This window comes from Bifidobacterium miconisargentati (assembly GCF_019331675.1).
Taxonomy (GTDB): Bacteria; Actinomycetota; Actinomycetes; order Actinomycetales; family Bifidobacteriaceae; genus Bifidobacterium; species Bifidobacterium miconisargentati.
In genome coordinates this window covers 53,191-66,893 of the sequence record NZ_JAHBBJ010000004.1, presented here as the reverse complement: position 1 = coordinate 66,893, position 13,703 = coordinate 53,191, and the positions used below count along the sequence as shown (strand labels likewise).

Genomic DNA, 13,703 nt, shown 5'->3' with positions numbered 1-13,703 from the left:
AGGACATCGCCGTGAAGCAAACAGCAGAGCTGTTTGTAGGCAATGTGCGAGGCGACAGCCGAGCCAATAGGACGCGAACGGAGTTCGTCGTTGGTTGCAGGACGAGCTGTCGGCGAAGCCGACTGAGGGGTAGTCAGACATGGATTCATGTCAATCTTGGTTTAACAGAGCCTTTTGCTTTTCCCTGAGCTTCTGGCTGATCACCGCGGTCACGCCGTCGGCGCGCATCGTGACGCCGTAGAGCGCGTCGGCGATGGACATCGTGCGTTGCTGGTGGGTGATGATGATGAGCTGGGCGTGCTCGCGCAGTTCCTCGAGCGCATTGATCAGGCGTGTCAGGTTCACGTCGTCCAGCGCGGCCTCGACCTCGTCCATCACGTAGAACGGGCTCGGTCGCGCCGTGAAGATCGCGAACAGCAACGCCAACGCGGTCAGCGAACGTTCGCCGCCGGACAGCAGGCTCAGCTGTTTGACACGCTTGCCCGCGGGGCTCGCCTCCACCAGCACGCCGGTGGTGAGCAGATCATCCGGGCGTTCCAGACGCAACCGTCCCGTGCCGCCGGGGAACAATGTGGCGAACACCTGCTCGAAGGCCTTGGCCGTGTCCTCGAACGCGGAGCGGAACACCTCGACCATCGTGGAATCGAGGTCACGGATCAGCGTCATCAGATCGTCACGCGATTTGGCCACGTCGTCGCGCTGGTCGTTGAGATATTTGTTGCGTTCCTGCAACGCCTCGAATTCCTCGGTGGCCAGCGGGTTGACCTTGCCCAGCGCCGCAAGGTCGTGGCGGGCCTTGTCCAGCCGCCTGCGCTGCTCCGCACGGTCGTACGGCACGGTCCGGTACTGTGAAACGATTCCCCGGCCCGAATCGACGGCGGTTTCAACGGCATCCGGTTCGGCAGGGGCCTCCTCCCCGTCGTCCAACGGCATGGGTTCGCCGTTGTCGTCCAGCACCGGCACCGGCTGGTCCGGCCCGTAGTCACGTACCAGCTCCTCCAAGCCGAGGCCAAGCTCGTCGGCGATCTTCTGGGTGAGCTGACCGGCTTCGGAGGCCAGCCTCTCGCGGTTGACGTCCAAGGCGTGTTCGCGCGCGGTCAGATCGGTGACATCCGGTTCGATGGCATCCCGGCGTGCGCGCAAGGTCTTCAGTTCCGCGTCATGCCCTGACACTTCCGACTGCAAACGATCGCGTTCCGCGGCCACCGCCTCCAACGAGCGGGCGACCAGCGCGGCCACCGCGCGCGCGTCATCGGCCACGCCCTGCAGACGGGCGGCTTCGGCACGGCGCCGTTCGTTCGCCGCTTCAAGACGGGCCCGCCTTGCGGACGCCTCCTTGGCGTTGTCCCGGAGCAATCCGGCCTGCCGGTTCAGCGAATTGGCCTTGCGATTGGCGTCGTTCCAGGCGATTTTCGCCGCGACCTCGCGTTCACGGGTCCGGTTCAGCGCCTGTTCCAGCGAACGCTCACGCTCGTCCAGCGTGTCGAAGTCGGCATGATCCGCGGTGGACGACCGCGTGTCCGCCAATGCCTGATTGAGATCGGCGAGTTTGAGCCGGTGCGAATCCCTATCGTCTTCGAGGGAGGCGGCCGCGGCATCCAGCTGTTTGAGCTGTCTGGCTATGGCGGCCATGCGATCGTTCGCCGTGGCCAGCGCCCGTTCGGCCTGCTGCGCCTGGATCCGGGCTTCGGTGCGTTTGGCCGATTCCCGATCCACGAGGCGCGCGGCCTCATCGCATTCGGCCATGGCCGGCACCACCTGCGCGTCCAGTTCGGCGAGTGAGGCGTTGAGCTGCCTGATCTGGGCCAGCGCCTTGTCACGGCGGGCGGCGAGCAGCAGATCCGACTGCGCGATCGAGGAGCCGCCCATCGCCGCCACACCGTAGGCGAACATCTCCCCGCTCGGGGTCACCGCACGTGCCGCACGACCGGAAGCGGTCAATCGCTGTGCCTCCTCCGCGGTATCCGCGGCCGCGACATCGGACAGCAGGAGCCGCACCGTGCGCACGACCGCCGCGGCCCGCGCGGGATCGGCGGCATCGGGATTGGGGACGATCAGCTCGGTCAACGGACGGCACCCATCGACCGATGCCGTGGAAGAACCCCCATCGTTCGGACGCAGCGGAGCCGCCGCGGCATCGGAGCCCGCGGAATCACCATCGTTCATCCGCCGATCGTCCGCTCCCCCGGTCTCCGTCACCGTGATCACCACAGCCTTGCCGAGCCGGTCCTCGCGTGCGCGTTCCAGCGCATGCAGCATGTCGCCGGTTCCGGGCACCACCATCGCACCCGCGAACTGGTCGAGCGCGTGGGACACGGCCTCCTCCCAACCGTCCGCAACATGGATGAAATCGGTGAGACGACCCAGCACGTCCACATCCGGGTCACGCTCCAATGCCCCGGACGCATTGCGGCTGCCCAATGTGTCCTTCAGCGCATCGGCCTTGGCCTTGAGGGCGATGATGCGGGATTGCACGTCGCGCTGCCGGTCGGTGAGCGCGTTTAGCGCGTCCCGGCATTCGGCAAGCCTCGCGCGGGCGTCATCCAGCGCGGCGCCGTCATCGTCGCCCTGCGATTCGGCTTCGGCGCGCAACGACTCCAGTTGTTCGCGCGCCTCGTCGCGTTGACGAATCAGCGTTCCTCGCTGCGAGGCATGGTCCTTCAGACGGCTTTCCGCCAGTTCGACGGCCGATTCCTCACGGGCGATGAGCTCACGCAACCGGGCGATTTGCTGGTCTCGCTGCTGCACGGTCCGGCGCAGTTCGGTCAGGGTCTGGCGTACGGCGGCCAGTTGTTTCTCGTTGCCGGCTCGCTCCTCGGTGGCCTTGTCGAACGCGAGGCGCGCGTCGGACACGGCCTTGGCCTGGCCTTCGGCCTGGGCGTCCAGTTCCGCGGCGCGCGCGAGCAGCACATCCGGATCCTCGCCGAGATTCGTCGTCATCTGGCTTGCAAGCGACCTGCCGCGCTCTTCGGCGAGCTGTGCCAACGATCGCAGCCGTTCCTGCATCCGGGCGAGATCATGCCACTGCTGGTTGGTCCGGGCGATGGCCGGGCTGGATGCGGAGTTGATGGACTCCACCTGTTCGATGCGGACCTTGACGCGGGCCAGCTCACGTTGGGCGGCGGCCAGTCGTGTACGAACGTCGATCAGTTCGGTACGGACCGTCTCACGCCGCCGCATTGAGAGTTGCGCGTCCTCGGCGTACAGGCGGGCCTGGGCGTCGCGGACGATCACCTGGATCGCATCCGCCTTGCGGGAGATGCGGGCCTGCCTGCCGAGGGGTCCCATCTGACGGCGGATCTCCCCCAGCAGATCGTCCAGCCGGTTCAGGTTCGATTCGGTGTTGGCCAGCTTGCGCAGCGCACGTTCCTTGCGCTTGCGATGCTTGAGGATGCCGGCGGCCTCCTCGATGAACGCGCGGTGGCCGGACGGGTCGGCGCGGAGGATGGCGTCCAGTCTGCCCTGTCCCACGATGACGTGCATCTGCTGGCCGAGGCCTGTGTCGCTGAGCAGTTCCTGGATGTCAAGCAGACGGCAGGGGCTGCCGTTGATGGCGTATTCCGAGCCGCCGTTGCGGAAGATGGTGCGGGAGATGGTGACTTCGGTGTAGTCGATGTCGAGCGCATGGTCGGCGTTGTCGATGGTCAGGCTCACCTGCGCGCGGCCGAGCGGCGGCCGGGAGGACGTGCCGGCGAAGATCACGTCCTCCATCGACGAGCCGCGCAGGTTCCTGGCGCCCTGCTCGCCCATCACCCATGTCAGGGCGTCGACGATGTTCGACTTGCCCGAACCGTTGGGGCCCACCACCGCCGTGATGCCCGGCTCAAAGCGCAGCGTGGTGGCGGAGGCGAAGGATTTGAAGCCTCTGAGGGTGAGTTCCTTGAGATACATGGGGTGTCTGGCCGTTCGTTACCGGAGTGGCCGCCGTCGTCGCGGATGCGGGACGGAGGCCGTGCGGATCGTGTGCGGGGTCGGGACGGTGCGGTCGGCTGGTTATGCGGCCGTGGAGGAGCCTTCGTCGGACGGGTCGTCGTCCGAATCGGCGTTCCGCTGGTTCTGCTTGCCGAGACCGAGCACATCGAACACGTCGAAGTCGTCGGGGCCGATCTTGTCGTCGTCCTGTTCGGCGTCTGCATCGGCATTGTCATCGGCATCGCCCTGGGTGCCGTTGTCCGGTTCGACCACGGGCTGGTGGATGCTCATGGCCTGCGCCATGGTGGGGCTGGCGTGTTCGGCGAGCATGGTGCGCGCGTCGCCGGCGGTCACGAAGCTGCCGCAGATGAGCACGCCGTGACCGTAGCCCACGCCGAGCTCGTCCTCGGCGTCGACCATGTTGACGGCGGTCTGGATGGCGTCCGGCAGATTCGCCTCCTTGACCACGCGGTCGCGGCCGAACACCTCCACGGCGATCTTCTCCAGCTCGTCGGCCGGCATCACGCGGTCGCGCCAGGAATTCTCGGTCACCACCACGGAGCTCAGGATCGGCTCCAGCACACCGAGGTATTCCTCAACCTGCTTGTCGCGCATCATGGCCACCACGCCGACCAGCTGCTTGAAGTCGTAGCTTTCCTCGATGGCCTTGCACAGGGCCTCGGCGGCGTTCACGTTGTGGCCGCCGTCCAGGATGATGGTAGGCGAGGTGCGGATCTGCTCGATGCGGCCGGGGATGCGGACCGAGCTCAGCGCCTCGGCCACCAGATCGCCGTCCAGCGGACCGTTGACCGGAATCACCACTTCGGCGGCGGCGAGCGCGGCGAGCGCGTTGTGGGCCTGGTGTTCGCCGAACTTGGCGATCGGCACGCCCTCGTAGGTGCCGTTCGGGGTGGTGAGCGTGGCGACCTGTCCGCCGACGGCGGCCATGCGGTCGGAAACGGTCATCTCGTAGCCGTCGCGCACGAGCGTGGCGTGGTTGCGTGCAGCAGCCTCCTCGATGATCGGCATCACGGCCTCCTCATGCGGCTGCGGGCCGATGACGGCGGTGCAGCCGGGCTTGATGATGCCGACCTTCTCGCCCGCGATCTTCTCGACCGTATCGCCCAGCCACTGCATGTGGTCCATGTCCACCGGGCCGATGATGGCGGCGTCCGCGTTGAGCACGTTGGTGGCGTCCCAGGCGCCGCCCATACCGACCTCCACGATGGCCACGTCCACCGGCGCGTCGGCGAACTTCCAGATGGCCATGGCGGTGAGGACCTCGAAGAAGCTCATCTTCGGCTTGCCCTGTTCGGCCATCTTGGCGTCCACGAGGGCCACGAGGTCCTTGGTCTGGTCCCAGATGTCGATGAAATCGTCGTCGGAGAGCTGCTGGCCGTCGATGCAGATGCGCTCGTTGACCTTCTCCAGATGCGGCGAGGTGTACAGGCCGGTGCGCATGCCGTAGGCGCGGCAGATGGCCTCGGCCATGCGGGCGGTGGAGCCCTTGCCGTTGGTGCCGGTGATGTGGATCACGCGGAACGACTGCTCCGGGTGGCCCAGCAGGTCGAGCATCAGGTTCATGCGGTCCAGGTCGAGGTTGGTGGTGTTGTGCTCCGGCGGGCGGCTCATGATGTCCAGCTCGACGTCCCGGATCGTCTCGTTGTTCCTGTTCGGATGCTCGAATGACATGTACTCTGTCTCCCTCCGCGGCCGGCGGTGGTTTCCGCGGGCCTCATACGCTTCTACACAAACTTCCACCAGTCTAGCCATCGGGGTGCCGAGCCGGCCGTTGCGCTGGTCCACCGGAGGCCTCTCCGCGGCGGCAGCCCGCCAAAGACCGGCTCCACGGCTTCGCTCACGGCGATTGCGTGGCTTAGCATAAACGACATATCGCATCCTTCAGCAGGATATTGCCCCGCACCTCCCGAGAGCGCAGCCGGAAGACCAACAACTGTTTCGCCTGCCTCACTGAGAGCGTTGTATGAAGCCGAATTGCCGCCATTTGCACCGCAAACCACGCTGAATCAAGCTCCAGCGAAGTCGTGTCGCGGACTGCTGGCAGAACGACTTCAACATCCGCCATCAGCGAAGTCTCAAAGCCAGTTATATTGTTCCCGACTTCCCTGGTTCGCACTCAGCGAAGTCATACGGGCACGGGGAGAAATTCCTCCATCGGCGGCATGCATAATCGCCCCGCAAATCACGGTCTGCAAATCCCATCGATCCGTATTCATGGCAACGGCATCCGCACAACGAAGACAGCATGCCAGTCACCTGCACTACTGCTTCGTATCGGTGATGCGACCTGCTCATATTATGGTCGCAAACGTCTGTCCGACGCCCGGCCTCTGCCTCGCGCAGTCGAAAAACCACACCGCGGCGCAATCACGTCGCATAGCAGAACACACAAATCGCCATGTCGGACATCCGTTCGACATCATGTGCCGCAACGGCCGCACACGGCATCCCATTGTGGATTACGACGATCACTATCCACCTTTTGCGTGACCCAGCCGATTCGGCATCATCACCGGTCTTCGCCAGTATCAGTCGGCATCGCCCATAAGCTGGAACCACAACCTCCGTCCGCCAAGCAGTCCCGATGAATCCTCCAATACCCTGGACGGCATGAAGACACACAAAGTCGTGGCATCCCTCCTGCAACAAGCACAGTCCGAACAACGATGCGCCTATTCCCGCGTTCCCGCCGAACAGTTGGCGATGCAACGTCGAGCCAAAACAGGCGAACTCATTCATGCCTATCGGGGCGTACCGAGCCTGTATGCGCCAATCGGATACTGGAACGATCTGACACCTCCCGAACGCACCCTGCATATCGCCAAAGCCTTGGGCCTAGCCCATCCGCAATGGGTGTTCGGCGGCCTTACGGCGGCGTGCGCCTATGGCTTCGAGCATCAATGGTGCTTGCACGATGACTCGGTATCCATCATGACGACGAATCACGGATCACGACAACAGCACCATCAGCTGAAGCGCATCTACATGCCGGATGCGCGATCGACCGCCTCCAAGGATCCGAATACCGGATTGCTGTTGGCCTCCCCGGCGCACACGGTCATCGAATGCGCGCGAACATATGATTTTCGCTTCGCATTGCCCATCTTCGATTCGGCGTTCGCCAAAGGACTCACCGTCGAACAGGTAACCACCGCATGCGGGCGGATGCGTACCGATTTCCTCCCCATCTTCAGACTGCTACGCCACGTCAACCCGAAAAGCGAGAACGGTGGCGAATCATTCGCACGGGGAACGATGATCGAAGAGGGCTTTGCCTCACCTCGTATCCAGGTGCCGGTCAGGGATCCCCAAACCGGTGCCGACTACCGCGTCGATTTCGTATGGCGACTCGATGGCGGTCGCGTCGTGGTTGCCGAATATGACGGCACGCGCAAATATGTGGATCCGGCCATGACCGGCAACCGCGGCATTCAGGAGATGATCGCCAAGGAACGCGAACGGGATGCCGGATTGCAGCGTGCCGGCGCTTCCGAAGTTGTTCATTTCACTTATGAGGATGCAATGGAACGCACTCCGTTGACGATGAAACTCCTTCGTGCGGGAATTCCGCAGACCGCCAGTCGAAAGGGTCAATCGGGCGAAGACGAGACATCGCATCCCGTTTCATAGCGAGTACTGCGCCGATGACGCGACCAGCGTCGATTACTGTGGAGGATGTCGGACAATCAGCGTATCCGGGGAGGCATGTATGCCGTTGACATTGGTGCGACGGGACATCACCACGATGAGGACGGACGTCATCGTGAACGCGGCGAACACCCGTCTGCTCATGGGCGGTGGCGTGTGCGGAGCGATCTTCCAGGCGGCCGGCGCGCGACGCATGCAGGAGGCCTGCGACCGGCTCTCCCCGATTCGTACCGGTCAGGCCGTGGCCACGCCAGGCTTCGACCTGTCCGCCAGGTATGTGATCCATACCGCCGGACCCGTCTGGCAGGGCGGCTCGCACGACGAGGAACGACTGCTGCGCGCCTGCTATCGCAATTCGCTGGAACTCGCGCGATCTCTCGGCTGCGCCAGCATCGCGTTCCCGCTCATCTCCGCCGGCATCTACGGCTATCCGAGGATCGAGGCTCAGGCCGTGGCGGTAGACGAGATCCGAAGGTTCCTTGATGGCAACAATGTTCCCGCCCATGGCACGGATGATGCCGATACCGCAAATCCCGCAGAAAAAAACGTCACCGTCCACCACGCAAATGCCGGCTTTGAGGTATACCTCACCATATTCGGTTGAAGCCACGGTTCTTACGACGTCTGGCCTGCCACCGCCTCCGTCTTTCCATCGAGACTTCACCGCGTCGCAGTCCGTCATGAGAACGGTATGCCCAACCCTCCCGACGGACTACTATGAGAGCGGTAACATTTCGGATTCTTCGCAAGGAGTGTCAATGGGTGAGGTCATCACCGAGAAGGACAAGGAATACGAGGCCGAGGAGCAGGCGAGCGCCCCGGGCAGCGATCAGGCCATGAGCGACCGCGTGAACAACCGTTCGCTGCGTCCGAGGTCGGAAGCGTTCAAGGAGTTCATGAAGTCCGGCTGGGCCGATGACGAGCCCGCCATCGCGCCGCTGGAATCCTCCAAGTTCACTCCCGCCCGCATCGCCGCGCTGGGCAAGGCCTTCCCCGGCGAGCGCCTGGTGATTCCCGCCGGTCAGCCGAAGGTACGCAACAACGATTGCGATTACATGTTCCGCCCGGACACCGCCTTCGCCTATTACACCGGTCTCGGCGTGGACTATGAGGCCGGTGCCGTGCTGGTGCTCAACCCCGTCGACCCGGACTCCCCCGAGGCCAAGGCCGGTCAGACCCATACGCCCGAACTGTTCGTGGCCCCGCGCGCCGATAACTCCACCACGGACTTCTTCATGAACCCGCATTACGGCGAGTACTGGGTCGGCCCGCGCGCCGGACTCAAGGAAATGACCGCCATGACCGGCATCGAAACGCACGATATCGCGCAGCTGGCCGATGCTCTATCCAAGGATGTCGGCACCGAGGCCGGTGCCGTCCGTGTGCGCGTGATGCACGAGACCGATCCGCAGATCACCTCCCTGGTCGAGTCGATTCGAGAGGCGAACGGAGCAACCGATCCCGACAAGAACTCCGCCGCGGACGACAAGCTGCACGAGTTCACGTCCGAGGCCCGCATGGTCAAGGATTCCTATGAAATCGGCGAGATGCGCAAGGCCGTGAACGCCACCAAGCAGGGCTTCGACCGTCTGCTGTCCGCCCTGCCCGCCGCACTGGACAAGCCGCGTTCCGAGCGCATTCTCGAAGGCGCGTTCAACGCGGTCTCCCGCGAGCTGGGCAACGCCGTCGGATACGACTCCATCGTGGCCTCCGGTCCGCACGCCCCCATCCTGCATTGGATGCGCAACACCGGCGTGGTGAAGACCGGCGACATGCTGCTCGTGGACGCCGGCGTGGAGGTCGATTCCCTCTACACGGCGGACATCACCCGAACCTTCCCGACCAACGGCAAGTTCACCGACCTGCAGAAGCGCCTGTACCAGGCCGTGCTGGATTCCCAGCAGGCCGGTTTCGAGGCAGCCAAGCCGGGTGCCACGTATTCCGACATCCATCACGCCTGCATGCGCGTGATTGCCGAGCGTCTGCACGACTGGGGCCTGCTGCCGGTGAGCGTCGAGGAGTCCCTCTCCCCCGAGGGCCAGCAGCATCGTCGTTGGCTGGCCTGCGGCGTGGCCCATCATCTGGGCCTGGACGTGCATGATTGCGCGCAGGCTCGTTTCGAGGCGTATCAGGGCGCGCCGATTCGTCCGGGCATGATCTTCACCATCGAGCCGGGCCTGTACTTCCGTGAGGACGACCTGCTCATTCCGCCGGAGTACCGCGGTATCGGCATCCGCATCGAGGACGACGTGCTCATGACCGAGAACGGACCCGAATGGATCTCCGCCGGCATCCCGAAGCAGATCGATGAGGTCGAAGAGTGGATGGCCGAGCGCGCTTCTGTCAATAAGTAAATGATGATGCTTCTTGGCTCCCCTTGTCAGGGGAGCTGCCGAACGAAGTGAGGCTGAGGGGTAGTCAAGCGGATGGATACGACTTTGGCTACCCCTCAGTCCGCTTCGCGGACAGCTCGTCCTGTAACCAACGACGAACTCCGTTCGCGTCCTATTGGCTCGGCTGTCGCCTCGCACATTGCCTACAAACAGCTCTGCTGTTTGCTTCACGGCAATGTCCTGACAAGGGGAGCCAAGCATTCTTTGTAAGGAGGCATGTATGCCGACTCCAGAATTTGTACTCGACCTACGTAAGAAAATCGGCCATGATCTGCTGTGGCTCAACGGCGTGACCGGCTGCGTGCTCAATGACCGCGGCCAGTTGCTGCTGGGCCGTCGCTCGGACACCGGCGAATGGGCGATGGTCTACGGCATCAACGAGCCGGGCGAGCAGCCCGCGGACACGGTGGTGCGCGAGATCAAGGAGGAGACAGGCGTGGACGCCATCGTCACCGATCTGGTGGCCGTCACCTCGTCCGACAGGGTCATCACCTATGCGAACGGCGACAACACGATGTACATGGACCATTCGTTCCTGTGCGCCCTGAAGCCGGGCGGCAACGCCGAGCCGTTCGTGGGCGACGAGGAGAGCCTCAACGTGGGCTGGTTCGACCTGGACGCGCTCCCCCAGCCGCTGGCCGCAAGCACCGTGGAACGGTTGGAGCTGTTCCGCCGGTACATCGAGAACAAGAAGCGCGGCGATGCGCATGCGTTCTTCCGGTTCGACGGGGAACAATACTGAAACAAAAAGAAAAAACGCTATGCCGATTCACACGGCATAGCGTTTTTCTTGGCTTCCCTTGTCAGGGGATCCAAGAAAGGTGTCTAGGCCTCGGCGGCGAGCAGCTCGTGCAACTGGGCACGGTGAATCTGCTGTTCGCGCGGGTCGGGCACGGGCAGGGAGGCCAGCAGCTTCTTGGTGTACGGATCCTCCGGGCGCTGCATGATCTGGTCGGCGTCGCCGTGTTCGACGATCTTGCCCTTGTGCATCACCATGATGCGGTCGGCGAGCATGTCCACCACAGCAAGGTCATGGGTGATGAACAGGCACGCGAAGCCGATCTCCACCTGCAGCCGCTTGAACAGCTCCAGCACCTTGGCCTGCACGGACACGTCCAGGGCCGACGTCGGCTCGTCGGCGATGAGCAACGAGGGCTTCAACGCGAGTCCGCGTGCCAGGGAGGCGCGCTGTCGCTGACCGCCGGAGAGTTCGTGCGGGAAGCGGTTCATGTAGGCGCGCGGCAGCTGGACCATCTCCAGCAGGTCGCCCACGTAATCCTTGGCCTCGGCCACGGAACCGTACTTGCGGTGCACGATCAGCGGCTCGGCCACGTTCTCCGCGATGGTCATGAGCGGGTTGAACGAGGATCCCGGATCCTGGAACACGAAGCCGATGTCCGCGCGCTTGGGCTTGAAATCACGCTCCTTGACGCCGTTCATCTCGATGCCGAGCACGTTGAGCGAACCGCCGGAGACCTTCTGCAGACCGGCGATGGCACGGCCCGTGGTGGACTTGCCGGAACCGGACTCGCCCACGAGTCCCAGCACTTCGGAGCGGTGGATGGTGAAGTCGATGCCGTCCACGGCCTTGAAGTCGGGCTGCATGAGGTGGCCGGGGTACGTGATGGTCAGTCCCTTGGCCTCCACGGCCACCGGCTGCTCGCGCCAGTCGGCCTTGCGCTCGATCGGCTTGCCCTCGCGGTCGCGAACCACGAGCTTCTGGCCGATGCGCGGCACGGCACCCAGCAACCGCTTGGTGTAGTCGTCCTGCGGATGGTAGAAGACCTGTTCCACGGTGCCCTGCTCGACCACATGGCCGCGGTACATGACCACCACCTGGTCGGCGATGTCCGCGATCACGCCCATGTTGTGGGTGATGATGAGCACGGAGGCGTCGAACTCGTCGCGGGCGAGGCGCAACAGGTCGAGGATCTCGGCCTGCACGGTCACGTCCAACGCGGTGGTCGGCTCATCGGCGAGGATCAGGCCGGGGTTCAGCACGAGCGCCATGGCGATGACGATGCGCTGCTTCTGGCCGCCGGAGAACTGGTGCGGGTAGTAGTCCACACGGGTCTCGGCGTCCGGGATGCCAACCTTCTTCAGGATGTCGATGGCCTTGGCACGCAGGGCCTTCTTGTCCTTCAAGCCATGGGCGCGCAGGCCTTCCTCGATCTGCCAGCCGATCGTGTAGACCGGGTTCAGCACCGAGTTCGGCTCCTGGAACACCATGGCGGCCTCGGAGCCGCGCACCTGGCGCAACTGCTCGCCGGAGAGCGAAAGCACGTCCAGCGAATCGGAGCCGTCACGCTTGGACAGGTAGACGGCACCCGAGGTGGTGGCGGTTTCGGGCAGCAGCTTGATGATGGAGCGTGCGGTCACGGATTTGCCGGAACCGGACTCGCCCACCACGCCGACCACGGTCTTGCGCGGAATCGTGAAATTCACGTCCTCGACGGCCTTGATGGAGCCGGCGTCGGTCATGAAGGAAACGGACAGGTCCTTGATTTCGGCGAGGTTCTTGTTTTCGTTGGTGTTCTCGGTCATCTTCACTCCTTGCCGTCGCCGTTCGCGGCCGTCCTGTCTTCGCCGGTCCATTCGGAGGCCACGATGGCCGGGTCATGGTCGGTGACGGTGGCGGGCGGGTTCAGGGTCGAATCAAGTTCGGCGATCACTTCGTTGCGGGCGGACGGCTTCTCGTTCGGATCAACGGAGGTGTCCTCGATGGAGCCGACCACCTCGCCCGCGGACTTGCGTGCGCGCAGACGCGGGTCGGCGAGGTCGTTGAGCGACTCGCCCACGAGCGTGATGCCGAGCACGATGAGCACGATGGCCAGGCCCGGGAACACGGCGGTCCACCAGATGCCTGCGGTGACGTCCGCGACCGAACGGTTGAGGTCATAGCCCCATTCGGAGGCGGCGGTCGGCTCGATGCCAAAGCCCAGGAAGCCCAGTCCGGCGAGCGTCAGGATGGCCTCGGAGGAGTTGAGCGTCAGGATCACCGGCAGGGTGCGGGTGGAGTTCTTGAGCAGGTGCTTGGTCATGATGCGCCAGGTGGAGGCGCCCACCACCTTGGCGGATTCGACGTACGCCGAGTTCTTGATGCGCACCACTTCGGCGCGGATGGTGCGGAAGTACTGCGGGATGTAGACCACGGTGATGGAGATGCCGGAGGCCAGGATGCCACTCCACAGGCCGGACTGGCCGCCGGAGATCATGATGGCCATGAGGATGGCGAGCAGCAGCGAGGGGAACGAGTAGATGGCGTCGGCGATCACCACGAGCACACGGTCCACCCAGCCGCCGAAGTAGCCGGAGACCAGGCCCAGCAACACGCCGGCGAAGATGGAGAGGACCACGGCGATGACGATGGCGATGATGGCGGTACGCGCGCCCCAGATGGTGCGGCTGAACACGTCGTAACCGCCCACAGTGGTACCCCAGATGTGTTCGGCGCTGGGTGCGGACTGGGTCGGGAAGGATACACCGGAGTCGTCCTTCATCTGCGCGTAGCCGTACGGCGCGATGAGCGGGGCGAACAGGGCGAGCAGGATGAAGAACACGGTGATCACCAGACCGGTGACGAGCATGCCCTTCTGCCAGCCGACCGCGATCTTCAGGTCGCGCACGATGGCGATCTTCTCCCACCATGGGGTGGGCTTGTTGACGTTGAGGTTGTTCAGGCGCTCGTCGCCGGGCACGCCGACTTTGGTTGCGGTGCTTTCGGTCATG

Annotated in this window: 8 protein-coding genes; 4 read left to right on the top strand and 4 right to left on the bottom strand. The window is 64.1% G+C overall.

Annotation, left to right across the window (positions count from 1 at the left end):
* Window positions 1-150 precede the first annotated feature (150 nt).
* Window positions 151-3,891, bottom strand: a complete 3,741-nt coding sequence (locus KIH81_RS03595) for an AAA family ATPase (RefSeq protein WP_214304104.1) — start codon at window positions 3,889-3,891, stop codon at window positions 151-153.
* A gap of 102 nt (window positions 3,892-3,993) precedes the next feature.
* Window positions 3,994-5,604 (bottom strand): bifunctional folylpolyglutamate synthase/dihydrofolate synthase, encoded by a 1,611-nt coding sequence (locus KIH81_RS03590; protein ID WP_214304103.1) that lies wholly within the window; start codon window positions 5,602-5,604, stop codon window positions 3,994-3,996.
* A 939-nt stretch (window positions 5,605-6,543) separates the two neighbouring features.
* Between KIH81_RS03590 and KIH81_RS03585 the strand changes: the two genes are divergently transcribed.
* From KIH81_RS03585 to KIH81_RS03570, 4 genes are all read left to right on the top strand, one after another.
* Window positions 6,544-7,563: a hypothetical protein gene (locus KIH81_RS03585; protein ID WP_236029225.1), complete on the top strand. Its 1,020-nt coding sequence runs from the start codon at window positions 6,544-6,546 to the stop codon at window positions 7,561-7,563.
* Window positions 7,564-7,642: 79 nt separating this feature from the next.
* Complete coding sequence (locus tag KIH81_RS03580; RefSeq protein WP_214304102.1) at window positions 7,643-8,185, top strand: macro domain-containing protein; 543 nt, start codon at window positions 7,643-7,645, stop codon at window positions 8,183-8,185.
* Between the two features lie 154 nt (window positions 8,186-8,339).
* Entirely contained in the window at window positions 8,340-9,935 is a 1,596-nt protein-coding gene (locus KIH81_RS03575; protein WP_214304101.1) for an aminopeptidase P family protein, read from the top strand.
* A 259-nt stretch (window positions 9,936-10,194) separates the two neighbouring features.
* A complete protein-coding gene (locus tag KIH81_RS03570) occupies window positions 10,195-10,716 on the top strand; it encodes an NUDIX hydrolase (RefSeq protein ID WP_214304100.1) in 522 nt (173 codons plus the stop codon).
* 83 nt (window positions 10,717-10,799) lie between these two features.
* Here the strand turns inward: KIH81_RS03570 and KIH81_RS03565 are convergent, their stop codons facing one another.
* Together KIH81_RS03565 and KIH81_RS03560 are read right to left on the bottom strand one after the other, a co-directional pair.
* On the bottom strand, window positions 10,800-12,518 hold the full coding sequence (locus KIH81_RS03565) for a dipeptide ABC transporter ATP-binding protein (protein ID WP_214304099.1): 1,719 nt from the start codon (window positions 12,516-12,518) through the stop codon (window positions 10,800-10,802).
* Between the two features lie 2 nt (window positions 12,519-12,520).
* Window positions 12,521-13,702: an ABC transporter permease gene (locus KIH81_RS03560; RefSeq protein WP_214304098.1), complete on the bottom strand. Its 1,182-nt coding sequence runs from the start codon at window positions 13,700-13,702 to the stop codon at window positions 12,521-12,523.
* Window position 13,703: the final 1 nt, after the last annotated feature.